Annotated in this window: 18 protein-coding genes; 6 read left to right on the plus strand and 12 right to left on the minus strand. The window is 66.9% G+C overall.

From position 1 onward, the window contains the following. Nucleotides 1–144 precede the first annotated feature (144 nt). The 7 genes from Q0J54_RS01095 to dnaK all read right to left on the minus strand — a co-directional run bounded on the left by Q0J54_RS01095 (nucleotide 145) and on the right by dnaK (nucleotide 9,931). Complete coding sequence (locus Q0J54_RS01095) at nucleotides 145–3,183, minus strand: DEAD/DEAH box helicase (RefSeq protein WP_296303441.1); 3,039 nt, start codon at nucleotides 3,181–3,183, stop codon at nucleotides 145–147. 3 nt (nucleotides 3,184–3,186) lie between these two features. Next, nucleotides 3,187–3,981, minus strand: a complete 795-nt coding sequence (locus Q0J54_RS01100; RefSeq protein WP_296303442.1) for an acyltransferase — start codon at nucleotides 3,979–3,981, stop codon at nucleotides 3,187–3,189. A gap of 254 nt (nucleotides 3,982–4,235) precedes the next feature. Continuing rightward, the gene (gene gatA, locus Q0J54_RS01105) at nucleotides 4,236–5,711 is read right to left on the minus strand and encodes an Asp-tRNA(Asn)/Glu-tRNA(Gln) amidotransferase subunit GatA (RefSeq protein WP_296303443.1); all 1,476 of its coding nucleotides are present in this window, start codon (nucleotides 5,709–5,711) and stop codon (nucleotides 4,236–4,238) included. Nucleotides 5,712–5,723: 12 nt separating this feature from the next. Continuing rightward, nucleotides 5,724–6,017, minus strand: coding sequence for an Asp-tRNA(Asn)/Glu-tRNA(Gln) amidotransferase subunit GatC (gatC, locus tag Q0J54_RS01110; protein ID WP_296303444.1), 294 nt, complete (start codon nucleotides 6,015–6,017; stop codon nucleotides 5,724–5,726). 65 nt (nucleotides 6,018–6,082) lie between these two features. Next, nucleotides 6,083–7,471: a hypothetical protein gene (locus tag Q0J54_RS01115; RefSeq protein WP_296303445.1), complete on the minus strand. Its 1,389-nt coding sequence runs from the start codon at nucleotides 7,469–7,471 to the stop codon at nucleotides 6,083–6,085. Nucleotides 7,472–7,591: 120 nt separating this feature from the next. Then, nucleotides 7,592–7,816, minus strand: a complete 225-nt coding sequence (locus Q0J54_RS01120; protein ID WP_296303446.1) for a hypothetical protein — start codon at nucleotides 7,814–7,816, stop codon at nucleotides 7,592–7,594. A gap of 192 nt (nucleotides 7,817–8,008) precedes the next feature. Further along, a complete protein-coding gene (gene dnaK / locus Q0J54_RS01125; RefSeq protein ID WP_296303447.1) occupies nucleotides 8,009–9,931 on the minus strand; it encodes a molecular chaperone DnaK in 1,923 nt (640 codons plus the stop codon). Nucleotides 9,932–10,165: 234 nt separating this feature from the next. On the opposite strand from dnaK, the gene Q0J54_RS01130 reads away from it, so the two are divergent. After that, nucleotides 10,166–10,993, plus strand: a complete 828-nt coding sequence (locus tag Q0J54_RS01130) for a C-GCAxxG-C-C family protein (RefSeq protein WP_296303448.1) — start codon at nucleotides 10,166–10,168, stop codon at nucleotides 10,991–10,993. Nucleotides 10,994–11,388: 395 nt separating this feature from the next. Here Q0J54_RS01130 and Q0J54_RS01135 read toward each other — a convergent pair whose 3' ends face one another. The 5 genes from Q0J54_RS01135 to Q0J54_RS01155 all read right to left on the minus strand — a co-directional run bounded on the left by Q0J54_RS01135 (nucleotide 11,389) and on the right by Q0J54_RS01155 (nucleotide 17,024). After that, nucleotides 11,389–12,951, minus strand: a complete 1,563-nt coding sequence (locus Q0J54_RS01135; RefSeq protein ID WP_296303449.1) for a methyl-accepting chemotaxis protein — start codon at nucleotides 12,949–12,951, stop codon at nucleotides 11,389–11,391. Nucleotides 12,952–13,257: 306 nt separating this feature from the next. Further along, nucleotides 13,258–13,866, minus strand: coding sequence for a recombination mediator RecR (gene recR / locus Q0J54_RS01140; protein WP_296303451.1), 609 nt, complete (start codon nucleotides 13,864–13,866; stop codon nucleotides 13,258–13,260). Nucleotides 13,867–13,869: 3 nt separating this feature from the next. Then, nucleotides 13,870–14,181, minus strand: a complete 312-nt coding sequence (locus Q0J54_RS01145) for a YbaB/EbfC family nucleoid-associated protein (RefSeq protein WP_296303452.1) — start codon at nucleotides 14,179–14,181, stop codon at nucleotides 13,870–13,872. A gap of 10 nt (nucleotides 14,182–14,191) precedes the next feature. Beyond that, nucleotides 14,192–16,051, minus strand: a complete 1,860-nt coding sequence (gene dnaX, locus Q0J54_RS01150) for a DNA polymerase III subunit gamma/tau (protein ID WP_296303453.1) — start codon at nucleotides 16,049–16,051, stop codon at nucleotides 14,192–14,194. Nucleotides 16,052–16,100: 49 nt separating this feature from the next. After that, nucleotides 16,101–17,024, minus strand: coding sequence for a branched-chain amino acid transaminase (locus Q0J54_RS01155; protein ID WP_296303463.1), 924 nt, complete (start codon nucleotides 17,022–17,024; stop codon nucleotides 16,101–16,103). A gap of 173 nt (nucleotides 17,025–17,197) precedes the next feature. On the opposite strand from Q0J54_RS01155, the gene Q0J54_RS01160 reads away from it, so the two are divergent. The 5 genes from Q0J54_RS01160 to Q0J54_RS01180 are packed head-to-tail and all read left to right on the plus strand — an operon-like array spanning nucleotide 17,198 to nucleotide 24,002. Further along, a complete protein-coding gene (locus Q0J54_RS01160; RefSeq protein ID WP_296303454.1) occupies nucleotides 17,198–18,940 on the plus strand; it encodes a hydantoinase/oxoprolinase family protein in 1,743 nt (580 codons plus the stop codon). Further along, a complete protein-coding gene (locus Q0J54_RS01165; protein WP_296303455.1) occupies nucleotides 18,931–19,413 on the plus strand; it encodes a tRNA (cytidine(34)-2'-O)-methyltransferase in 483 nt (160 codons plus the stop codon). Before Q0J54_RS01160 ends, Q0J54_RS01165 begins: the two co-directional genes overlap by 10 nt. After that, the gene (locus Q0J54_RS01170; protein WP_367172212.1) at nucleotides 19,394–20,209 is read left to right on the plus strand and encodes a sulfite exporter TauE/SafE family protein; all 816 of its coding nucleotides are present in this window, start codon (nucleotides 19,394–19,396) and stop codon (nucleotides 20,207–20,209) included. The genes Q0J54_RS01165 and Q0J54_RS01170 overlap by 20 nt, the downstream gene beginning before the upstream one ends. Then, a complete protein-coding gene (locus tag Q0J54_RS01175; protein ID WP_296303457.1) occupies nucleotides 20,210–23,332 on the plus strand; it encodes an efflux RND transporter permease subunit in 3,123 nt (1,040 codons plus the stop codon). Then, nucleotides 23,325–24,002 carry a YkgJ family cysteine cluster protein gene (locus Q0J54_RS01180; RefSeq protein ID WP_296303458.1) on the plus strand — a complete coding sequence of 226 codons (678 nt, stop codon included), beginning with the start codon at nucleotides 23,325–23,327 and terminating at the stop codon, nucleotides 24,000–24,002. The genes Q0J54_RS01175 and Q0J54_RS01180 overlap by 8 nt, the downstream gene beginning before the upstream one ends. Nucleotides 24,003–24,066: the final 64 nt, after the last annotated feature.

Here is a 24,066-nt window from a genome sequence, read left to right on the forward strand (position 1 = left end):
AGCGACCCGACGGGCGGCCCGTAGGGCCGTGCCCGTGAGGCGACGCAGAAGCCTTATGGGCATCGACAGCAGAGCAAGGGGGTCCCTTTCCCCAAACACACAGCAAAACAGGAACGACACGTCCTCACAGGCGTCGCCCGCGCCTCAGCGCCGGAGATCCACCGGCACGCGCACGCGCTGCCCGGCCTTGTTGCGGAAGAGAAGGTAACCGTTTTTCCATCCGAAAAGATAGACCCGGCGGGTAACGTCCACATCCTTGCGGCAGTAGGCGGCGATCTCCTCCACGCGGCCCTCCTTCCACCAGCGCAGGGCCTGCAGGCCGTCGGCGCTCTTGCCCTCGTCAAGAGTGGCCTGCGCCACATTGTCGAGCGACACCCGGTAATGCAGACGCTCCTGAAGGCATTGCAGCAGATCGAGACCGGGCAGATCCTTCAGCGAAAAGCCCGCGAAAGGCTGGAGCACGGCATAATCGAAGCGGAAGGAATTGAAGCCCACCACCAGCGGCGCGTCCCGCAGACGTTCAAAGCAGGCCGCCAGCTCTTCCTGACGGTAGGTATGGAACCGTCCGTCCCGGCTGTCGTAGAGCACGGCCACGCTTACGCCCATGTCCCCGGCCCGGTGCCAGCCGCCCACCTCGGCGGCGCTGCGGCGCGTCTCCACGTCCAGCACCACGAAGGGTGGCACGCCCTCCTCGGAGAGGTCCGCCGCAGCGTCCGGGCCGGTCGCCCTTTCCGCCGCATCCGCAAGCTCCACCATATCCGGCCGGTCCGTCTGCCCGTCCGCCGGTCCGCTGCCTCCGCGCTCCATCGGCCGCATGCCGCCCGTACCGGCCTCCCCGGCCGCGCCTGCCGGCCCGCGCGCCGGCGCGGGAGAACAGCGCCATTCCCGCACCAGCGCCTCGCCTTCGGCCTCGCCGCCCGGGGCCAGCACGTCATCCACCAGCGCCACGGCCCCGGCCTTGCTGATGGGCCGGTTGCCCGAACCGCACTTGGGCGAATGCACGCAGGAGGGACAGCCGTCCTCGCAGGGGCAGGAAGCGATAGCCTCCCGGCTCAGGCGCAGCAGCTCCCCGGCCTGCGGGAAAGCCTGCCGCGTCAGGCCGGCGCCCCCGGGCAGACCGTCATAAATGAACACGCCCGGCAGTCCTGTCTGAGGATGGAGCGGGATGGAGATGCCGCCAAAATCGTTGCGGTCCGCCATGACCAGCAGGGGCAGCAGGCCGATGGCCGCGTGTTCCAGCGCATGGATGGCTCCCATGAAATGCACGAACGCCTCCTCCAGCCGCAGGCGCGTACTGTCGGGAAAGACGTACCACAGCCCTTCGGTCTCAAAGACATGCGGCGGCGCGTCCAGCGGGACGATGGTCAGCAGGCGGTTGCCGGACGTGCTGCGCTTCTCGTAGCCCGTGACCTGATCCATGATCCGCAGGCGGCCCCGGCAGACCATGCCCCGGCCCAGCGGACGGCGTTCCGTCTCTTCCAGGATGTCCGTGCTCTTCCGCCCCCGCACCCGCGTGAACCAGCCCACCTTTTCCGGCCGCGCCAGCACCCGGCCGCGCTCCGTGTCCAGCTCCTGCACCACATAGCTTTTGCCCTGATGCAGATAGACCGCGCCGGGATGCGTCTCCCGCCAGACGCGCCAGCCGTCCACCGTGCCGATGGGCCGCCCCTCCGTGTCCTCGATGACGCAGGACTGCCCCGCACCGCGCAGGTCAACCAGCCGTTGCGGCCGCTTGCGGGCCGCCAGCCACTGATCCCCCTCAGCGCTGCGCAAGAGCTCGCCCGTCCGCTCAAGCTGCCGCACGGCCTCCCGTGCCGCCGGCTGCCGCAGCCAGGCTTCGCCCTCCCGCACCGGCATCTCCGCCGCCGCGCATTCCAGATGCCGGGCCAGGATCACCTCGTTATCAGGATTGACCACCGCCTTTTCCGGCGGCCGGCTGAAAAAATCGTCGGGATGACGCATGAAGTACTGATCCAGCGCGTCCTCCCCGGCCACCAGCAGCACCGCGGATTCCTGTTGAGCCCGCCCCACGCGCCCGCCGCGCTGCAACGTCGCCATGACCGTACCCGGATAGCCCACCAGGATGCAGACATCCAGCCCGCCGATGTCGATGCCCAGCTCCAGCGCGCTGGTGCTCACCACGGCCAGCAGCTCGCCCGAGGCCATGCGCGCCTCGATGTCCCGCCGCTCTTCCGGCAGATAGCCCGCCCGATACGCCGCGATCTTCCCGGCATACGCCCCGTGCAGGCTTCCCGCCCAAAGGCTGATGAGTTCGGTCATGCGTCGGGAGCGACAGTAGACGATGGTACGCAGCTCGCGCGCCAGCGCGGCCTTGAGCAGGTCGATGGCCGCCGTGGAAGGGCTTTGTTCAGGATCGATGAAGACCACATGGCGCGGTCCCTGCGGCGCGCCGGTTCCGTCCACCACCACCGGCGCGGACAGGCCGGACGCCTCGTCCGCACCGCAGAGCGCCGCCGCCAGTTCGCCGGGATTGCCCACCGTGGCCGTGCAGAAGATATAGGTCGGCCGCGCGCCGTAGCGTCCGGCAAGCCGGTTGAGCCGCCGGAACACCTGCGCCATGTGCGCCCCGAACACCCCGCGGTAGGTGTGCGCCTCGTCCACCACCACATGGGAAAGCCCCGCCAGAAAGGCCGCCCATTGCTCATGGTGCGGCAAAACGGCCAGATGCAGCATCTCGGGATTGCTGATGAGCACTTGCGGCGGATCCCGCCGGATCTTGCGCCGGAAGTGCTCCGAAGTGTCTCCGTCGTACAGGGCCGCCCGAGGACGACTGATCTCCGGCCAGAGAGCGCACAGGCTGTTGAAGCTCGAAAGCTGGTCCTGCGCCAGCGCCTTGAGCGGAAAAAGATACAGGGCCCGCGCCTCCGGGTCCTGGAGAGAGCGCTCCAGCACGGGCAGATGATAGACGAGGCTCTTGCCGCTGGCCGTGGGCGTGGCCACCACCACCGATCGCCCGGAGCGCACATAGTCCGTGGCCAGCGCCTGATGCGCGTACAGCCGCGCCATCCCCCGCGCTTCCAGCAGCCGCCGCACCGCCGCGGGCCACGGCAGGCGCGGGTCCGCAAACCGCGCTTCCCGCCCCGGCAACAGGCGGTGCGTCCGTATCTGGCCGGCAAAGCGCGGCGATGCCAGCAGCTTCTCGATATACTCGCCCACGGACACGGGCTATCCTCCGGCCGGTCCACCCGTTTCGCCCGTCTCCGGTGTCGCGCCGTCACCGCGCAGACTGTTGGCCGCATGCCCCACATCCACGGATTCGCTCAACCCCTCTTCCGGCGGCACGCACAGCCCCGCCGCCTCGCAGGGCGTCAAACGGCGCACCACCCGCGCGGGCGCGCCCGCCGCCACGCACAGGGGCGGCACGTCCCGCGTCACCACGCTGCCAGCGCCGATGATGGCCCCGTGCCCGATGGTGACGCCCTTCAGCACCATGCAGCCCATGCCCAGCCAGGCGTGATCGCCTATCTCCACCGGCGCGTCATGTTCCAGCCCCGGATCGACGCAACGCCGCTCCGGCGGCCACGGCGCATGGAAATCCGAATCCACCACGATGCAGTTGGGCGCAAGCATGACCTGCCGCCCCAGCCTGATGCAGGTGGACCGCGCCGTCAGCGCCGCGCCGGTGAGCTGGCAGCCCTCCCCCAGCACGATCCGCGCGCCGGGCCCGAACGTCCGCAGACGGCACGGCGCCAGCACCGTAGCCGCCGTGGCCCGCCGCCACGAGGAAATGAAGCTGCACCCCGCGCCGATCTCGATGCTGCTGCCCGGCCAGCGCATGAGCCCCACCGGACCGTGCGCGCTCACGCCCGCCCCCGTGCGGACCCCGAGACAACGCGCCTTGCAGCGCAGCCGCAGCGTCCCCAGCAACCGGCCGCCATCCTGCATGATCCGCAGGCTCGCGTAACTGATGATATTGGCGGGCGTCAGCCCCCGCTCCCGGATCTTGCGCCAAAGGCTCATTCGGGCTCCTCTTTTGCTTGGGGGGAGGGGATGTTGGGCGAGGGGGAGAGGGGCCCCTTTTGAGACAGATTGTCAAACGAAAGTTGACACAAAGAAAACCCCGTCTTCCCCCATTTTTTCCACAGTTGTCCTGTAACCGAACTTCTTGCGCGGGCGGTGGTCTATGAAGGCCACCGCCCGCACTTGCCGTACCAAAATGGCGGTCTATCCGCTTGTAATTGAAAAATTCCTTATAAACGATGGATCGCCTGCGCCTACAATCCGGCGGGGCTGCCTATGGCGGGGAGCACGGCTTCGAGGGCGGCGCCGATGCGAAGCAGGGCGGCTTCGGAGAAGGGCAGGCCCATAAGCTGCATGCCGACGGGCAGACCGGAGTCCGCGCCGAGACCCACGGGCAGGGAGAGGCCCGGCAGGCCGGCGAGGTTGAGGGACAGGGTATAGGCGTCCATGAGATACATTTGCAGCGGGTCGTCGTTCTTGTGTCCGATCTTCCAGGCGGTCACCGGGGAGACGGGGCAGAAGAGGGCGTCGCACTGGCCGAGGGCGGCGTGGTATTCGTCGCGGATGAGGCGGCGGACCTGCGCGGCCTTGCGGTAGTAGGCGTCATAGTAGCCGGAGGAGAGCACATAGGTGCCCAGCATGATACGGCGTTTGACTTCCTGCCCGAAGCCTTCGCTGCGGGAGCGGAAGTAGAGTTCTTCCAGGTTCTCCACGTTTTCGGCACGGCGACCGTAGCGCACGCCGTCGAAGCGGGCGAGGTTGGACGAGGCCTCGGCCATGGCGATGATGTAGTAAGTGGCGATGGCCGCGTGGGTATGGGGCAGACTCACGTCCACGATGTCGGCCCCGGCGGCGCGGGCGGCCTCAATGGCCTTGTTGCAGGCCGTGCGGACTTCGGGGGCAAGGCCGTCGCCGTAGAATTCGCGGGGCAGGCCGAGGCGCACGCCGTCGAGGCTGGCGGCGCGCCGTCCGGTGCGGGCGGCATCCAGATAGTCGTCGAGAGGCGCGGGGGCGCAGGTGGTGTCGCGTTCATCGTAGCCGGCGATGACGGAGAGGACGCGGGCGCAGTCCTCCACGCTGCGGGCCAGGGGGCCGACCTGATCCAGAGAGGATCCGTAGGCGATGAGACCGTAGCGGGAGACGCGGCCGTAGGTGGGCTTGAGGCCCACGCAGCCGCAGAGGGCGGCGGGCTGGCGGATGGAACCGCCGGTATCCGAGCCGAGGGAGGCAAAGCACTGGCCGGCGGCCACGGAAGCGGCGGAGCCGCCGCTGGAGCCGCCGGGCACGCACTGGGGATCCCAGGGATTGCGGCTGGGCTTGCAGGCCGAGTTTTCCGTGCCGGAGCCCATAGCGAATTCATCCAGGTTGTTCTTGCCGAGGATGACGGCCCCGGCCTGCTTGAGGCGTTCCACCACAAAGGCGTCGTAGATGGGCATGAAGCCCTCGAGGATGCGGGAACCGGCGGTGGTGGGCATGCCCTTGGTGGAAAGGGCGTCCTTGACGGTGACGGGGATGCCCCAGAGGGGCTTGGACGTATCCGGCCCCTGAGCGTCCAGGGCGCGGGCGCTGGCCAGGGCGTTTTCGGCATCGACATGGAGCAGGGCGTCCACCACGGGTTCCGTGGCGGCGATGCGGTCAAGGCAGGCCTGGGTAGCCTGCTCGGCGGTCATGCGGCGGGTATGCAGGGCGTCCAGGGCGTCGCCCAGGCTGAGGGAGCAGAAATCGGTCATGGGGCTTCTCCGTTAGACGATGCGCGGCACCACAAAGTATTCCCCGTCGCCATGCGGGGCGTTGGCCAGGACGGCCTCCCGGCTGCGGACGTGCCGGGCCTCGTCTTCGCGGGGGATGCCCTCATGCTGCACAGGGCTGTACAGCGGCTCGACGCCGGTGGTGTCCACTTCGGCGAGCACATCCATGTAGGCCAGGATATCGCCGAACTGACGGGCGAAAAGGGCCTGCTCATCGGGGGAGACATACAGGCGCGACAGCGTGGCCATGTGGGCCACGTCAGCCTGCGAGATGGTTTTTTCGGACATGTGGTTTCCTTTGGGCTTGAAACGGTCGGACGCGGCGGGGCCGCGTCCGATGGAGGGGACTGATGTTACCTGGCCGATCCGGGCAGCCGTAATTTGTAGGAGGGCCGCGGCGTGGTGCCGATGGGCTGCTGTGCCGGCTGGATGATGGACTGGCCGCTGGCGTCCACCTGGACAGGCTGACCGGCCTGCGCGCCGGGCTGAACACCGGGCGCAAGGGGATTGCCCTGGGCGTCCACGCCGGGCAGTCCCTGCATGCGCAGGGCGGCGCGTTCAAGGACAGCCTGCCGGGTGGCCTTGTAGTCATCCAGCGAAAGCGGCTTCATGCCGTTGGCGGCGGGCTGGAAAAGATAGAGCTGCTGATGGGCTATGCCGTTGCCGTCCCATTTGATGGGGGCCATGCCCCAGACCATGCGCAGCCGGGCGCAGGCGGCGGTGACGTCCGGGCTTGGGGGGCGCTTGGCAAAGCCGAGCTGAACGGAAAAGCGGGCGAAGTCATAGCCCAGCGCGGTCCAGAAATCATGCCCGGCCCCTTGCAGGGCCTTGGGGGCGCGAGCCTGGTTCCAGGCGCCGGGGAAGACGGCAAGGGCGAAACGTTCCGTATCGACGATGCTCTTGCCGGAGAGGCCCTGTTCCCAGAGGGTGGTCCCCATGAGGACGAGCCTGTCCTCGCCATTATAGGCGAGGGCGGTGGTCAGCATGGGCATATTGCGCCAGGAATCCGGCAGGAAAAGGGCTTCGAAGGCGGTTTGCGGAATGGGGGTGGCGTTGCTGCCCGTCTGCTCCTGAGTCGGATTGATGAGCGGCGTGACGGCGTTGACCCAGGAATTGGGATTGCCGGCATCGTAGGAGGCCTTCTGGAGGCTGAGGCCGCGCTTGGCGAGCGTCCGCTCCATGAGGCCGGTCATGCGCAGGGCGAAGGCGTCGCTGGGATGGAAGGCCCCGAAGGTGGAGATGCCCATGCCGTCGATGGCAAAGGTCAGCAGGGCATCGATCTGGTCCTGAGGGCTGGGGAAGAATCGCCAGGCCTGGACGCCTTCCTCCCCGTCATCCAGCGAGGGCATGAAGGTGAAGAAGGCCCGTTTTTGCAGCGCGCCCGCCTGTCTGGCGTTGGCATAGACGGGGGCTTGCAGGGGGCCGCCCACCACGGCGCAGCTTTCGGGCAAAGCATCCAGCTTGACCAGCCAGTCGGCGGCGCTGGTATTGAGCTGCTCCAGGCGGGCATCGATGCCGTTGGTCTTCATCTCCTGCACCGCAACGGTCGCGCCGCGGCGGATCTTGTTGGCTATGCCCGCATAGGGGCCGCTCGACGGCAGGGCCAGGACGATGCAGGGGCCCTGCTTGACGGCGGGTTTGGGTTCTTCCCTGCCGCTCATGGAGGGAAATTTGCAGCCGCTCAGGGCAAGGCAGAGGAGGATGAGAAGTCCGGCGGAAAAAAGAGGACGCGGCAAAGTCATGGGTAGTTTCCCGGCGTTAGAAAAAGGAACGAAGCATGTCGCCCAGCGGGCATGCCCGCATGAGGCCAAGAGGGGCGGAATCCGTGGAGGATGCCGCCCTGTTTGTGTCAGCCAGATGCGCTATGGCCGATGGACCGGCCTGTCGGGACGCGAATCAGGACGTGCCGCCGGCGGCGGGCCGGGTTTGTGATCCGGCCGGAATGCGGGCCTGTTGTCCGGCGGCGGACGGTGCCCGGGCGGCGGGCGGTGCCGCGAATCATAGTCGTCATGGTAAGAGCCGTTGACGCAGGCTCCGGTCAGCAGAAACACCGACGCGAGCAGCGAGAAAAGCAGCAGTTTTTTCATGTTCCCTCCCGAGGGATAGCTGTTCCCGCCCAGAATAATACAGGCCGCGGCATGAGGCAAGCCTTGCCGCGCGGGCGGGCGGCGCGGGAGGGGAGAGAAAAGCTGGAGGCATGTGCGGAAAGCGCGGGAACCCAAAAAGGCGGGCCGAAGCCCGCCTTTGGCACAGACGCTGACGCTCGTGCGTCGGGAGGATTATTTCTTCACTTCCGTGTAGTCGGCATCCACGACATCGTCGCCGCCGTTGGCCGAACCGCCGGCATTACCGCCGCAGGAGCCGCCGGCGCAGCCGCCGTCGCCGCCGGGCTGCGCGCCGCCCTGCTGCTGGTAGAGCTGTTCGGCCAGCTTGTGAGAGGCCTTGGCCAGTTCTTCCGTGGCCGCCTTGATGGCCGCGGCGTCGTCGCCTTCCATGAGCTTGCGCAGGCTGGCGATCTTGCCTTCCAGATCGGCCTTGAGGGAGGCATCAGCCTTGTCGCCGAGGTCGTTGAGGCTCTTTTCCGTGCCGTAGATGAGGCTGTCGGCATGGTTGCGGGCTTCGATGACCTCCTGCTTCTTCTTGTCCTCGCTGGCGTGGGCTTCCGCTTCACGCACGAGGCGCTGGATGTCTTCTTCCGAGAGGCCGGAGGAGGACTGGATCTTGATGGACTGTTCCTTGCCAGTGCCCATATCCTTGGCCGACACGTTGACGATGCCGTTGGCGTCGATGTCGAAGCTGACTTCGATCTGCGGCACGCCACGCGGCGCCGGCGGGATGCCGGTCAGGTCGAAACGGGCCAGGGTCATATTGTCGGCGGCCATGGGCCGTTCGCCCTGGAGCACGTGGATGGACACCGAAGGCTGGTTGTCGGCGGCCGTGGTGAACACGTTGCTCTTGCGGGTCGGGATGGTCGTGTTGCGGTCGATGAGCTTGGTGAACACGCCGCCCATGGTCTCGATGCCAAGGGAGAGCGGGGTCACGTCGAGCAGCAGCACGTCCTTCACGTCGCCGGTCAGGATGCCGCCCTGGATGGCAGCGCCCATAGCCACCACTTCGTCCGGGTTCACGGAGCGGTTGGGATCCTTGCCGAAGAATTCGCCTACCACCTTCTGCACCAGCGGCATACGGGTCATGCCGCCCACGAGGATGACCTCATCGACCTGGCTGGCGGACAGGCCGGCGTCGGCCAGGGCCTTCTTGCAGGGCTCGATGGTGCGGTCCACAAGGTCGGAGACCATGGATTCCAGCTTGGCGCGGGAAAGCTTGATCAGCAGATGCTTGGGGCCGTTCTGGTCGGCAGTGATGAAGGGCAGGTTCACTTCCGCTTCCATGGAGGTGGACAGTTCCTTCTTGGCCTTTTCGGCGGATTCCTTCAGGCGCTGCAGGGCCATGCTGTCCTTGGAGAGGTCGATGCCGTTCTCCTTCTTGAATTCTTCCACCAGGAAATTGATGATGCGCTGGTCGAAGTCTTCGCCGCCGAGGAAGGTATCGCCGTTGGTGGCGCGCACTTCCACCACGTTGTCGCCCACTTCCAGGATGGAAATATCGAAGGTGCCGCCGCCAAGGTCGAACACAGCAATCTTTTCATTGGCTTTCTTGTCGAAGCCGTAGGCAAGGGAGGCGGCCGTGGGTTCGTTGATGATGCGCTTCACTTCCAGTCCGGCGATGCGGCCGGCGTCCTTGGTGGCCTGACGCTGGGCATCGTTGAAGTAGGCCGGCACCGTGATGACGGCTTCGCTCACCTTTTCGCCGAGGTAGGCTTCCGCGTCGGCCTTGAGCTTGGCCAGGATCATGGCCGAGATCTCAGGGGCCGTGTAGGTGCGGCCGTCCACTTCCACGCCGGCGTCGTCATTGGCGGCCTTGGTGATGGTGTAGGGGGAATGTTCCTTCCAGCGTTCCACTTCCGGCGAGGCGTACTTGCGGCCCATGAGGCGCTTGATGGCGAAGATGGTCCGTTTGGGGTTGGTGACGGACTGACGCTTGGCGATCTCGCCCACCAGCCGTTCCTTGTCGGTAAAGGCGACGACGGAAGGCGTGGTGCGACCGCCTTCAGGATTGGTGATGCACTTGGGGTCCTTGCCTTCCATGACGTAGACGCAGGAATTGGTGGTCCCAAGGTCGATACCGATAATCTTGGACATATCTGAATCCTCCCAGCGGAAAAAACTCGTAGCATGACCGGGGGCGAGGCCTCATCCGGGCGTGAGGCAAAGGTAAGTCCTTCCCGGCAATCGTCCAGAGGGAGGAGGAAAATTTTTTTTGAAAATTCCGTTCGTCCGTTGACCTTGCCGGAGGATGGGCGTAGTGAAATATTGAACAAAAACTCCGCGGCGTGCGGGGATGTTGCGTACCTGTTTTTATCCAAGGGAGGAGCTATGGATTTCAGCAGAAGGCAACTTATGATGGGGCTTGGCGGCCTGGCGGCCGGAACGGCGCTTTCGGGCATGGCGGCAACGGCCGTGGCGGCGTCGGAAAAGATGAAGCGCTTCGCGCAGACCGGCGGCGATTTCAGCTGGACGCCGCACAAGCTGGACCCCAGGGAATGTTCCGCCGTGGCCTATGAAGGTTACTGGTACAAGGGCTATGCCTGTGGTTACGGCTCCTTTTACAGCATCGTGGGCCTGCTGGCCGAAAAATACGGCGCGCCGTACAGCCAGTTCCCCTTCTCCATGCTGGAAGCCAACAAGGGCGGCATTTCCGACTGGGGCACCATCTGCGGCGCGCTCTATGGCGCCGCGGCGGCCTTTGCCCTGTTCTGGGGACGTGACGAGCGCACGCCCATGGTGAATGAGCTCTACCGCTGGTATGAGACCACCAAGCTGCCCATCTACCAGCCCGGCGACGCGGCCAAGGGAGTGAAGGGCGAGCTGCCGCAAAGCGCGTCACAGTCCGTGCTCTGCCACATCTCCGTGTCCAAGTGGTGTTATGCCAACAAGATCGAGGCCACCAGCAAGAAGCGCAACGAGCGTTGCGGGCGTCTCACGGCCGACGTGGCCGGCAAGGCCGCCGAGATCTTCAATGCCAAGATCGATCAGGGCAAGAATTTCAAGGGCGCTCTTGCCAAGCAGGAAGCCGTGGAAACCTGCGGGGCCTGTCACCAGACCAAGGGCAACGAGGCCAACTGGGCCAAGGGCGTTATGGACTGCACCCCCTGCCACAACGGCAGCGAGGCGCTGGCCAACAAGTTCAAGGATCATCCCTGAGCAGGCGGGACGGGCGTCGAACGCCCGCCAGCAGCATCTGTTACGGCGGCATCCGGGCAACCGGGGCCGCCGTGTTTTTTCCCGTCAGGTCCGCAGCGCATGCGGAGGCGGCCGGCTGGCGGATCCTCCCCGTACATGCCGGGCCGGGATGGAGCGGGGATACGCTCTGCCCGCCTTCGCGGGTCAGCGGTCCGCCCCTTTTGCCTGCTGCGTACGGGAGGGGCGGCGCACGACGGCGTTGTCGGGCGGCATGCCATGTATTTCGGCCCGGGGGAGGCGTCGCGGGGCGATCCTGGCCCCGTCGGCATCCTTGGGCCGGTTCCGGGCGTTGTCCGCCGCGCAATGAAAAACCGCCCCGAAGGGCGGTTTTACGGCGAAAAGGGCCGGATGCGGCGTCAGCGACGCAGGCTGGTGATCTCGGAGGCGGCTTCCTCGGCTTCCTTGCCCACCTGGGCACGGATGCCCTCCAGCACTCTCTGGATGGCGTGGGCCTGTTCGGCCAGCATGTTCACCGTGCCGCTGGCCGTCACCATGCTTTGCGAGATGGTCCCGCCAAGGACGTTGACTTCGGAGATGGCGCGGGCGATCTCTTCCGAGGCGGCGGACTGCTGGGTGGCCGCCGCGGCAATGGCCTGTACCTGCCGGCTGGAGTCTCCCGCCAGCGACTGGATCTGTTCCAGGGCCTGGCCGGAGGACTGGGCCATCTCCGCCACCTTTTCGATATCGCCCACCGCGGCTTCCACGGTGTCGGTGTTGCGGCGGGTCCCGGCCTGGACGGCGCTGATGGAGTCTTCCACTTCCTTGGTGGCGCTCATGGTCTTTTCCGCCAGCTTGCGCACTTCATCGGCCACCACGGCGAAGCCGCGCCCGGCTTCCCCGGCACGGGCGGCTTCGATGGCGGCATTGAGCGCCAGCAGGTTCGTCTGATCGGCGATGTCGCGGATGATGGTCAGCACGGCGCCGATGGCCCGGGCCTGTTCGTCCAGGTGCTCCATATCTTCCTTGATGCTCATGGAGCGCTGCTGCACGTTCTTCATGCCGCTGACGGTATTGCTCATAATGTCCATGCCGGTGTTGGCCTGCTTCTGCACGGAATCCGAGGCCTGGGCCGCGTCTTCGGCGTTCTTGGCCACTTCCAGTACGGTGGAATTCATTTCTTCCATGGCGGCGGACGTTTCCGCCAGACGCGCGGAGGCGTGCTCCGCATCCTGGCGCACCTTGCCGACCTCTTCGGAAAGCGAATCCGTCATGGCGTTAAGCTTTTCCACCACATCCTTGAGCTGCTCGACGGTATCCATGCGCGCCTTGCGGGAGGAGATGCCCGCCTCACGCTTGAGGCGCAGCTCTTCGGTCACGTCCTGGCTCAGCTCCACATGGCCGATGGTCTTTCCGGCGCGGTCCTTGAGGAATTCAAGACGAACGCGCATGGCATGGCCGTTGCTCAGAACATTGAGCAGCTCATGTTCGCCCTGGCGCAGGCGTTCGATGCCGCAATTGGGCGTATTGCAGGTGGAGCCGTTCTTGGCGGAACAATGCTGCCCCAGCACCTGCCGCATGTCCGTTTTCTGCATGGAGCGCAGGGCGGCCGTGTTGCAGAAGGTCCAGCGCATGTCCGTATCCGTGACGGAAATGCCGTAGGGGACGGTGTTGAGGATGCTTTCGTACCAGAAGGCCCGGTCTTCGCGGACCCTGATGTAATCGCGTATGTCGGCGATCAGCGGGTCTTCCGTACGGGGGGTCACATCCACCTCCCCGGGAGCTTCGGCAGCCTGACGGAGAAGCGCATGGGCCGCGGCAAGCGGGGCCAGCATCCTGTGGATGAGGAAGCAGCCTGCAAGGAACAGGACAAGGGCCGTGGCGATGCCCGCCAGGGGGGCGGCAACGGCCAGCGATATGCCCGCCGTCAGGGCAAGGGCAACAAAAAGCAGGACGATCAGCTTGATACTCAGGGCTTGCATGCTACGCCTCCGAAAGCCAGAGGTGAAAAAGGTCGATAAGTTTTATCGGCAGAAAACGCGGGCTATTTAGAGCGGAACGGCAACCATGTGATCTTTTTTGTAAACAAAAAACGCTTCTTATTATGAATAACGGCATACAAACGAAACCGGTACGGGGGACGCTCGCTGAGCCGCCGGAAAACCGGGACGCCAGCCTGTTGTCCACCCCTCGTGGCGAAGAGCCCCGGCAGGGGCAGCCGGCGTGCGGTCGGGCGCGGGCCAGCCCGCCGGAGGAAATCTCGGCGCTTCCTCCGGCGGACGGGCGGGTCAGAGATCCTGGCGATATTGCAGGGATTGCCGGAGCGTTTCCCTGTCCATGTACTTGACTTCCGCCCCCAGCGGTATGCCCTGGGCCAGGCGGGACACTTTGACGCCGGGAAAGCGCTGCCGCACCAGCGACTTGATGAAGGAGGCCGTGTTCTCGGCTTCCAGCGTCGCCCCCAGCGCCAGGATGAGCTCGGTGATCTCCCCTTCTTCCAGACGGCGGACGAGCCGCTCGAGATCGAGGCTTTCCGAGTCCACCTTTTCCAGCGGGGCCAGCAGGCCGCCGAGGATCATGTACTGCCCGTGGTAGAAGCCGCCTTCGTCAAGCGTCAGCATGCTGTCCCATTCGGTCACGAGGCAGAGCGTGTCCCGCTGGCGGGTGGCATCGTCGCAGACGGCACAGGGATCTGTGGCGGAGAGTCCGCCGCAGCGGGAGCAGAGGTGCAGCTTGTCGCGCAGGTCATGCACATTGCGCCCGAGGCGGCGGGTCTCGGCTTCCGGCCACTTGAGCAGCGTCATGGCCACCCGCATGGCGGATTTGGGACCAAGGCCGGGCAGGCGCGCGAGCTGTTCCACCAGTTCCCGCAGCGGTTCCGGTATGCGTGAGGACATGGGCTAGAAAACGCCAGGCAGCTTGATGCCGCCGGAGATGGCGCTCATTTCGCGTTCCAGCGTTTCCCGGGCGATGCGTCCGGCTTCGTTGACCGCGGCCAGGATGAGATCCTGGAGCATCTCCACGTCGCCGCCTTCCAGCGCCTTGGGATCGATGGCGATGCTGCGCAGTTCCTGCTTGCCGCTGACGACGGCCTTGACCATGCCGCCGCCGCTGCTGGCTTCATAGCTGCGCTCGGCCGCCTCCTGCTGGAGTTTGGCAAGTTTGTGCTGCATGACCTGCGCCTGGCGCAGGATGTCGTTCATGTTGCGCATGGGGTTCTCCTTATGCTTTGGTGCAATGTTGTATGGTTGCGTTGAGCAGCGAGAGGCAGTCCTGCATCTCCGGCCGCTGACGAAATTCCTCGATGAGTTCGGCCTCGCTGCGGGGCGGGCGGGGCGGGATCAGTTCCAGGGCGGGGCTGCCCGCGCCGTAGCTGGACAAGGCCGCCAGGATCTCCGCACGGTGTTTTTCCGCCTGGGTGAATATCTGCCCCGCGTCCGGGTAGAGGCGCAGACGCTCGGGCGTCCAGTCGGCCCGCATCTGGCGCAGCAGATGAGGCGGCGGGGACGGCCTGCCCGCGGTCTGTTCCGTACGGCAGTATTCGCAGAAGGCCGCCCAGTCGAGCGGGACCGTGGGGGCGGCGGTCGGCGCATCCGCCGTGCCCGTGCCGGCGGGAGAGGGCGGCGGGGCATCCTGCCGCTGCTGCGTCGTCGCGGGGACGGGCGGCGTCTCGTCGGCCGGGGGATGGGCGGAGCCTTCCGCCGGCATGGCCGCTGTTCCCGACCCGACCGAAGACGGGGCAGGGGCGGGGTCATCGCTTTCCGTGTCCTCATCGGCAGCGGGGGCGGCGTGCTCCGTCCGGGCGGCCCGGGCCGCGTTCATGCCCGTGCGGCGGGCGGGGGCGCTGTCGTCGGCATGCACGGCCGCCGCGGCCTGTGCCGCCGGCGTGGCCGCGACGGGAAGGGGCGGCATGCCCGCGGCGGCATTCATGGCGGCATCCGTGGCGGACGGGGCCGCAGACGTCCCCGGCAGATGGTCGAGCGGCAGCAGCTGGGGCAGCAGGGCCAGATTGAGCAGCAGCAGTTCCAGCGCCGCGGCCGGTTCGGGATTCTGCACGATGCCGCGCTGGGCGTCCAGCGTCATTTGCCAGGCGGCGTGGAGATGGGTTGGCGTGAAGCGGGGGGCGAGCGCCTGCCAGCAGGCGGCCTCGTCCCGGCTGAGCCCCAGATGGGGCAGCATGGCCGCTCCCGCCTGCCGCAGCAGGAAGAGCGTGCGCAGATGGCCGGACAGCTCCCGCACAAAGAAGCCGATGTCCACGCCCTGGGCGGCGATGCGGCGGGAGAGCTCGGCCACGGTCACGCAGTCCCGGCCGGCGAGCCCCTCGAACAGGCGGACGAAGAGCTCCTGCCCGGCCAGGCCCAGCACGTCGCGGGCCATGTCGGCCGTGAGTTTGTCGCCGCCAAGGGCCAGCGTCTGATCGAGCAGGGACATGCTGTCGCGCACGCTGCCCGCCGCCCGGCGGGCGATGAGACGCACGGCGGCCTCCTCGTAGGCAAGGCCTTCCTTGTCCAGCACGGCGCACAGATGGGCATGCAGCGCATCTTCGCTCAGGTGCCGGAAGACGAAGTGCTGGCAGCGGCTGACGATGGTTATGGGGAATTTGTGGACTTCCGTCGTCGCGAAAATGAAGACCACCCGGCTCGGCGGCTCCTCCAGCGTCTTGAGCAGCGCATTGAAGGCGTTGCGCGAGAGCATGTGGGCCTCATCGATGATGAAGACCTTGTAGCGGCCTTCCATAGGGGCATAGCCGATGGTCTCGCGCAGGGCGCGGGCGTCGTCCACGCTGTTGTTGGACGCGCCGTCGATCTCGGCCACGTCCACATGGCTGCCCTGGGTGATCTTGCGGCACTGGGGGCACTGGTTGCAGGGCTCGGGGCCGGGGGCGTGCTCGCAGTTGAGGGCCTTGGCGAAGATGCGGGCGATGGTCGTCTTGCCCACGCCGCGGGTGCCGCTGAGCAGATAGGCGGCCGCCACCTTGTCCTCGGCGGCGGCGCGGGACAGAACGGCCTTGACCGTATCCTGTCCGGCGACCTCGGCGAAGGTCTGGGGGCGGTAGCGTGCGGCGAGAGAGAGGTGCTTCATGCGGCAGGGAGAGGGCGCGTCCCGCGGGACGCGCCCGGACGAACAGGATCTAGATGGTGTAGCGGGTGCTCCAGCCGGAGTACTTGGGGTTCTCGCCCTTGACGATGGCAAAGAATTCCTTCTGCAGATGCTTGGTCACCGGGCCGGCCTTGCCCGCGCCGATGGTGCGGTGGTCCACCTCGCGGATGGGGGTCAGTTCGGCGGCCGTGCCGGTGAAGAAGGCCTCGTCGGCGATGTAGAGCTCGTCGCGGGTGAACTGCTGCTCTTCCACGCGGTAGCCGAGATCGCGGGCCAGCGTCATTACGGCGTCGCGGGTGATGCCGCCGAGGATGGACGTCCACGGGGTCGTCTTGATGATGCCGTCACGCACGATGAAGATGTTTTCCCCGCTGGCTTCGGAGACAAAGCCGTTGGTGTCCAGCATGACGGCTTCGTCATAGCCTTCTTCCTTGGCTTCCACCTTGGCCAGGATGGAGTTCACATAGTTGCCCGCGGCCTTGGCCTTGCTCATAAGGGTGTTGACGTGCATGCGGGCGAAGGAGCTCGTCTTGGCGCGGATGCCCATTTCCAGCGCTTCGGGACCGAGGTAGGCGCCCCAGGACCAGACGGCGATGATGGTGTGCACGGGATTGCTGCCGGGATAGACGCCCATGTCCCCTTCGCCCACGAAGGAGAGGGGGCGGATGTAGCCCTCGCGCAGCTTGTTGGCCTTGAGGGTCTCGACCACGCCTTCGGAGATCTGCTTGGCCGTATAGGGCAGTTCCAGACGAAGGATCTTGGCGGAGTTGACAAGACGGGTGCTGTGCTCGGCCAGACGGAAGACCGAGGAGGAACCGTCCGCACAGGCATAGGCGCGGATACCTTCAAAGACGGCGCTGCCGTAATGCAGCGCGTGGGTCAGCACATGCACCTGGGCCTGTTCCCACGGGACCATCTTGCCGTCAAACCAGATAAATTTCGTTTTCTCCATGATAGTATCCTTCTGTGCGGATGCGAGTTGTCGCGGTCTGGCCGCGCAAGGAAAAAAATTACTGAAAAGCGCCGCATATGGCAAGGGCTCCGCCCGGGGCCGCTTGCCAGCGCCGCCGCCGGACGCTACAAAAAGGAGGCGCGGCCGCGTGGCCGCGGCTGAAAGGGGGAGCTGGCATGACCGAATATGTACTGGGCATCGATGCCGGGGGAACGCATACCGACGCGGTCCTCTGCGGGCCGGAAGGCCTTGTGGCGTCGGCAAAGACCGTCACCCGCCATGACGACTTGCCGGCATCCGTGGCCGACGTGCTGCGGCGGCTGCGGGAACATCCGTCGGTGCGGGCCGGCATGTTCGAACGCATCGGCCGGGTGACCCTGGGGGCCACCCTGGCCGTCAACGCCATCGTGCAGGACAAGGCCGACAGGGTGGGGCTCGCCCTTTCCGCCGGGCCGGGGCTTGCGCCGGAACGCTTCGCGCTGGGCGGCCATGTCTGCGTGGTCCCCGGCGGGCTGGACCACCGGGGAACGGAGGTGACGCCCCTTGCGCCGGAGGCCCTTGTCCGTGCCGCCGCCCGCTGGAAGGAGGATGGCGTGCGGGCCGTGGCCTGCGTGGGCAAATTCTCGCCCCGCAACCCCGCGCACGAGAACGCCATGCGGGAGGTGGCCGCCCGTACCTGCGGCCTGCCCGTGACCTGCGGGCATGCTCTCTCCGGGCAGCTCAATTTTCCCCGCCGCATCGCCACCGCCTATTACAATGCGGCCGTGGCCCGTCTGCATGCCGCCTTTCTGGATGCCGTGGAGGGCGAGCTGGCCCGTGAGGGCATCAGCGCCCCCGTGCGCCTGCTCAAGGCCGACGGCGGGGCCGTCCCGGCGGCGCTTTCGCGCCGGGAGCCTGTGCAGTCCATCCTTTCCGGCCCGGCGGCCAGCGTTATGGGCGTCATGGCCCTTGCGCCCGTGGAGGAGGACGACTGCTCCCTGCTCATGGACATGGGCGGCACCACTACCGATCTGGCCGTCTTCGTGGACGGTTCGCCGGTGGTGGACAGGGACGGCATGCTGCTGGGCGGGCGGCGTACGCTGGTGCGGGCGCTGGCTTCGCTGTCCATCGGCGTGGGCGGGGATTCGCTCCTTAACCCCATGGAGGACGGCGTACGGGTGGGCCCGCTGCGCGAGGGGCCTGCCTGCGCCTTCGGCGGCACGCGGCCGACCCTGCTGGACGCGCTCAATGTGCTCGATGCCGAAACGCCGGACCTTCCGCTTTCCGGCGACGCGGCGGCCTCGCGCCGGGCGCTGGAAGCGCTGGCGGCGGCAAGCGCTCGTTCCTGCGCGACGCTCGCGCAACAGGCCGTGGCCGATGCCCTGCGGCGGATCGGCGAGGCGGCGGCAGCCCTGCTGCGCGCCTGCAATGAGCGGCCGGTCTATACGCTGGCGGCGCTCAAGGGCATGCGGACCCTGCGGCCACGGCGCGTCTGGCTGGTGGGCGGTCCGGCGGACCGTCTGCGGCAGCGGCTGGCGCGCTTCCTGGAGCTGCCGGTGGATTGCCCGCCCCATGCGGATGTGGCCAATGCCGTGGGGGCGGCGCTGACCCTGCCCACGGCGGCGCTGGAGATTTATGCCGATACCGGACGCGGTCTGCTGCGGGCCCCGGCGCTGGACCATGAGGAACGGCTGGCCGCCTCGGCCCGTCTGCCGCAGGTGGAGGCGCGGGCGCTGGAGCTTTTGCGCGGCCATCTGGCGGAAAACGGCGCGGCGGAGGCCGCGGACGGGACGGCCCGTCTGGAGGTGCTGGAGGCCGACTCCTTCGCCACGCTGGATGACGGCGGCTACGGCGCGCGGGACATGCGGGTGAGCTGTCAGGTCGTGCCGGGCATTGCCGGCCGGCTGAGGGGCACGGCGGGAGAGCGCGCGTGGAACTAGTGCTCTACGAGCCGGAGATACCCCCCAACACCGGCAATGTGGCCCGTCTGTGCGCGGCGACGGACACCCCGCTGCATCTCATCGAGCCGCTGGGCTTTCGTCTGGAGGACCGCTACCTGCGCCGGGCCGGGCTGGATTACTGGCCCAATGTGCGCCTTGCGGTCTGGCCGGACTGGGAGAGCTGGCTGGCGGCGGCGCGCGAGGTCCGCGGGGGGCGCGCCCCCCGCTGCGTCATGACCTCGGCCCGGGGCGGGACCCCGTTGCACCGCTTTGCCTTTGCGCCGGACGACTGTCTGGTCATGGGGCCGGAGACGCGCGGCCTGCCCGCCCATCTGCTGGCGCGGGGGGAGGCGGTGCGCATCCCCATGAGGCCCGGCGGCGTGCGCAGCCTCAATATGTCCACGGCGGCGGGCATCGTGCTTTATGCCGCGCTGGCCTCCTGCGGCGAGCTGGATGCGCCGGGCTGGTGCTAGCGCCGGCACGTTGCGGCGAGGTCCGGGAAGACGTTTTCACGACGCAGGGGGGGCGGCGATGCTGGCGATCATGGCGGTCTGTTTTCTGGTGGGGTTTCTGGGTGCCGTTACCGGCGTGGGCGGCGTGCTCATCCCGCCTGTGCTCATGTTCGCGGGCGGGATGGAGACCCATGTGGCCATGGGCACGGCGCTGGCATCCTTCCTTCCCCTGAGCCTGTTCTCGGCCTTCATCTATGCGCGCATGGGCTGGTACAGGCCCGGCAAGGCGCTGATCTTCCTGCTGGGGGGCATCGTCGGAGGGATAGCCGGGGGCAGGCTGAATGCCTATGTGCCCGGGCCGCCGCTGGTCTGTCTGCTGGCCTGCATCATCATCTTTGCGGGAGGGGCGGCCCTGCGGCCGAGCCGGCAGGGACAGGGAAGCGCGTTCTGGCTGTCGGGCCGGGGGCTGTTCTGCATCGGGGTGGCGACCGGGCTCACGGCCGGCCTGACCGGGGCGGGCGGACCGGTACTCTCCATCCCCTGGATGGTGGCCGTGGGCTATACGCCCTTCTTTGCCGTGGGCGCGTCCATGTTCATGCAGCTGGGCACCATCCTTTCCGGCAGCTGGGGCAATGCCTGCTCCGGCTTCATCGACTGGCATATCCTGCCGTGGATCATGCTCATGGAGATGGCCGGCTGTCTTGTGGGCCTTCAGGTGGCCAGACGCATCTCTTCCGAGCTGGCCAAAAAGGCCATCGGTGTGCTTTGCACGGGGCTGGGCGCGTTCCTCCTCGTGCGTCAGATACTGGAGCTTTAGATGAACATCGCCTCCCTCTTCATCCGTCGTCCGGTGGCCACGGTGCTCGTCATGCTGGGCCTGCTCTTTTTCGGCGCGGCGGGCTATGTCAACCTGCCGGTGAACCAGCTGCCCAACGTGGACTTCCCCACCATCCAGGTATCCGCCGATCTCTCCGGCGCGGACCCGGAGACCATGGCCGCCTCGGTGGCTACGCCGCTGGAGAAGGAGTTCTTCACCATTGCGGGCATCGACTCCATCACCTCGGTCAATGCCACGGGCCGCACGCGCATCACCATCCAGTTCGCGCTGGACAGGGACATCGACGCCGCGGCCCTGGACGTGCAGGCGGCCATAGGCCTTGCCCGGCGCAGGCTGCCTACCAACATGACCAATGACCCCAGCTTCCGCAAGGTCAATCCCGCCGACCTGCCCATCCTGTATCTGCGCGTCAGCTCGCCGACCCTGCCGCTCTATCAGCTCAACGAGTACGCCGATACGCTCATCGCCCAGCGGCTTTCCATGGTCAAGGGCGTAGCGCAGGTGGTCATTTACGGACAGAAGAAATACGCCGTGCGCGTGCAGCTCGACCCGGACGCCCTGGCCACGCGCGGTCTGGGCATCGACGAGGTGTCCGAGGCCATCATGGCCGCCAACAGCAAACTGCCCACAGGCTCGCTGGACGGCGCGCGGCGTTCGCAGTCCATCAAGGCCTCCGGTCAGCTGGAAGATGCGCGGGCCTTCCGGGACGTCATCGTGGCCTACCGGGACGGCGCGCCCGTGCGCCTGCGCGACATCGGCCGGGTCATCGACAGTGTGGAGCAGGACAAGCAGCTCGCCTGGAGCAATGACGGCGCGCCCTGCATCACCCTGGCCGTGGAGCGGCAGCCCGGGGCCAACACCGTGGAAGTGGTGGACGCCATCCGCGCGCTTTTGCCCGAACTGCAGCGGCAGGTCCCCCCCTCGGTGGGGGTGAACATCTTTTATGACCGCTCCGAGACCATCCGCGAATCCGTGGCCGAGGTGAAGTTCACCCTCGTGCTGACGGTCTTCCTCGTGGTGCTGGTCATCTTCCTTTTCCTGCGCAACCTGCCGGCCACCATCATCCCCAGTCTGGCCCTGCCCATGTCCGTGGTGTCCACCTTTGCGGTCATGTACGGCATGGACTTCAGTCTGGACAATCTCTCGCTCATGGCGCTCACCCTGGCCGTGGGCTTCGTGGTGGACGACGCCATCGTCATGCTGGAAAACATCGTCCGTCATCAGGAGATGGGCAAGGATCCCCTCACCGCGGCCCATGACGGCTCGCGCGAGATCGGCTTCACCATCATGTCCATGACCATCTCGCTGGCCGCCGTCTTCATCCCCGTGCTCTTCATGGGCGGCGTGGTGGGGCGGCTCTTCTACGAGTTCGCGGTGGTCATCATCACGGCCATCCTCTTTTCCGGCGTCATCTCGCTGTCCCTCACGCCCATGCTCTGCGCCTACTTCCTGCGCGCGCAACCGCAGCACCGCGCCGGCTACGAAGGCATGTACGGCAGGATGGAACGGGCCTTCGACTGGCTGGCGAACAAGTACGCCGCCTCGCTGGACGTGGTGCTGCGCCATCGGCGGCTGACCCTGCTTGCCTCCGTGCTGCTCCTGCTGGCCACGGCCTGGCTGGGCATGGTGATCCCCAAGGGCTTCCTGCCCACCGAGGACATGGGCTTTATGAGCGCCACCACCGAGGCCGAACAGGGCATCTCCTTCCAGGGCATGGTGGAAGCACAGCATTCGCTCGACGATCTGTTGCGTAACGACCCGGAGGTCGAGAGCTTCAACTCCGTGGTGGGCATCGTGGGCAGCAGCCAGAGCATGAGCAACGGCAATCTTATGATCCGCCTCAAGCCCTACAACGAGCGCGAAGGCATCAACGAGGTGGCCGAGCGCCTGCGCCGCAAGCTCAATACATCGCCCGCCCTGCGGGTCTTCCTGCGGGTGCCGCCGTCCATCAACATCGGCGGCCGTTCGTCCAAGTCGCTGTACCAGTACACCCTCTCCGGCCCCAACATGGACGAACTCTTCGACTGCGCGCAAAAGGTGGAACAGGCCCTGCGCCTCGTGCCGGAGATACAGGACGTGAACAGCGACCTGCAACTGCGCAATCCCGAGCTGCGGGTGCAGATCGACCGCAACCGGGCCGCCGCGCTGGGCGTGAGCGCCAGTCAGATCGAACTGGCCCTGCAATCAGCCTTCGGCTCGCGGGAGATCTCCACCATCTACGCGCCAAGCAACGACTACACGGTCTTTGTGGAGCTGCTCAAGTCCTTTCAGCAGTCATCGGAAGCGCTTTCGCGCCTCTATGTGCGCTCCAGCCAGGGAGACCTCGTGCCACTTTCCACCGTGGCGAGCATGAAGCCCGGGGTCGGGCCCATCTCCGTCAGTCATTCCGGGCAGTTTCCGGCCGTGACCATCTCCTACAACCTGCGGCCGGGCGTGGCCCTCAGCGAAGGCGTGGCCGCCGTGGAGCGCGCCGCCCTGCCGCTGCTGCCGGACTCGGTCAGCGCTGAATCGCAGGGCACGGCCCAGGCCTTCCAGGATTCGCTCTCCGGCATGGGCTGGCTGCTCCTGCTGGCCATCGTGGTCATCTACCTTGTGCTGGGCATCCTCTATGAAAGCTTCATCCATCCGCTGACCATCCTCTCCGGTCTGCCCTCGGCGGGCTTCGGCGCGCTGCTCACCCTCTGGATATTCGGGCAGCCTCTGGACCTCTACGGCTTCGTGGGCGTCATCATGCTGCTGGGCATCGTCAAGAAAAACGCCATTATGATGCTGGATTTCGCGCTGGAGGCCCAGCGTCACGATCCGAACTGCACCCCGCTTCAGGCCATCACCCAGGGCTGCCATGTGCGCTTCCGGCCTATTATGATGACGACAATGGCCGCCCTCATGGGCGCTGTGCCGCTGGCCATCGGCATGGGCATGGGCGCCGACGCCCGCCGCCCCCTCGGTCTCGCCGTGGTGGGCGGGCTCTGCTTCTCCCAGCTCGTGACGCTCTACATCACTCCCGTGTACTACTATTACATGGAAAAGTTCTCGCAATGGCTGGGACGCCGCTACGGCGGCCGCTTCCACCAGCAGCCGCAGGAGGCCCCCCATGCCTGAGTGCCGCCGCTGCGGGCAGTGCTGCCGCCTTGGCGGCCCCACCCTCATGCGCGGCGATGCGGACAGGCTGCTGGACGGGAGCCTGCCCCTGTCCGCCCTTGTCTGCCTGCGGCGTGGCGAATGGGCCCGGCATGACGGCAGCCGGGGCACGACCGCCGACGCTGCGCCGTGCGACGGCAACCTGGCGCCGCTGGCCCGCGAGCTGCTCAAGATCGCCGGTGCGGGCGTCGGCCCCCATCCCTGGCAATGCCCCTACCTGCGGGAGACCGCGGGACAGGCCGCCTGCGCCATCCACGAGAGCCGTCCCCTGCAATGCCGCGCGCTCTTCTGCGAGGCCCCGCAGGCCGTGGAGGAACTGCTGGCGACAGGCGAGCTCCTTTCACGGGCGGAACTCCTTGCCCGACTGGCTCCCGTCGAACCCCGCGCCCCCCTCTGGCAGGAGCTGGCCGAAGCCCACGAGGAAGCCTGCCCGGCAGGCGGCTATTTCCGCCTCTGGCAGGACCTGGCGACAACGCCGGACGTGGCGGCCGTCCGCCGGGAACTTGCCGAGCTGGAACGCTACGACACCGCCTTCCGCCAGCTCTGCGTGGAACGCGGCGCCCTGGAGCCGGCCCTGTTGCCGCTGGTGCTGGGTCGCCCCCTGCGCGACCTGTCTCGTCCCGGCGTATGACGGGGAGATTTTGAGGCGGGGGGGGAGGAGGGCGCCGCAGGGGGGGGGGAAGGATAAGCAGACA

Source organism: uncultured Desulfovibrio sp. (assembly GCF_944324935.1).
Taxonomy (GTDB): Bacteria; Desulfobacterota; Desulfovibrionia; order Desulfovibrionales; family Desulfovibrionaceae; genus Desulfovibrio.

Excerpts from the sequence above, each read along its gene's own strand:
- dnaK (WP_296303447.1), bottom strand. The coding sequence starts at position 9,931 with ATGTCCAAGATTATCGGTATCGACCTTGGGACCACCAATTCCTGCGTC.
- gatC (WP_296303444.1), bottom strand. The coding sequence starts at position 6,017 with ATGTCCGAAAAAACCATCTCGCAGGCTGACGTGGCCCACATGGCCACG.
- Q0J54_RS01100 (WP_296303442.1), bottom strand. The coding sequence starts at position 3,981 with ATGAGCCTTTGGCGCAAGATCCGGGAGCGGGGGCTGACGCCCGCCAAT.
- Q0J54_RS01160 (WP_296303454.1), top strand. The coding sequence starts at position 17,198 with ATGACCGAATATGTACTGGGCATCGATGCCGGGGGAACGCATACCGAC.
- Q0J54_RS01135 (WP_296303449.1), bottom strand. The coding sequence starts at position 12,951 with ATGCAAGCCCTGAGTATCAAGCTGATCGTCCTGCTTTTTGTTGCCCTT.
- Q0J54_RS01170 (WP_367172212.1), top strand. The coding sequence starts at position 19,394 with ATGCGCCGGGCTGGTGCTAGCGCCGGCACGTTGCGGCGAGGTCCGGGA.
- Q0J54_RS01145 (WP_296303452.1), bottom strand. The coding sequence starts at position 14,181 with ATGCGCAACATGAACGACATCCTGCGCCAGGCGCAGGTCATGCAGCAC.
- Q0J54_RS01115 (WP_296303445.1), bottom strand. The coding sequence starts at position 7,471 with ATGACTTTGCCGCGTCCTCTTTTTTCCGCCGGACTTCTCATCCTCCTC.
- Q0J54_RS01180 (WP_296303458.1), top strand. The coding sequence starts at position 23,325 with ATGCCTGAGTGCCGCCGCTGCGGGCAGTGCTGCCGCCTTGGCGGCCCC.
- Q0J54_RS01130 (WP_296303448.1), top strand. The coding sequence starts at position 10,166 with ATGGATTTCAGCAGAAGGCAACTTATGATGGGGCTTGGCGGCCTGGCG.
- recR (WP_296303451.1), bottom strand. The coding sequence starts at position 13,866 with ATGTCCTCACGCATACCGGAACCGCTGCGGGAACTGGTGGAACAGCTC.
- Q0J54_RS01120 (WP_296303446.1), bottom strand. The coding sequence starts at position 7,816 with ATGAAAAAACTGCTGCTTTTCTCGCTGCTCGCGTCGGTGTTTCTGCTG.
- Q0J54_RS01175 (WP_296303457.1), top strand. The coding sequence starts at position 20,210 with ATGAACATCGCCTCCCTCTTCATCCGTCGTCCGGTGGCCACGGTGCTC.
- dnaX (WP_296303453.1), bottom strand. The coding sequence starts at position 16,051 with ATGAAGCACCTCTCTCTCGCCGCACGCTACCGCCCCCAGACCTTCGCC.
- gatA (WP_296303443.1), bottom strand. The coding sequence starts at position 5,711 with ATGACCGATTTCTGCTCCCTCAGCCTGGGCGACGCCCTGGACGCCCTG.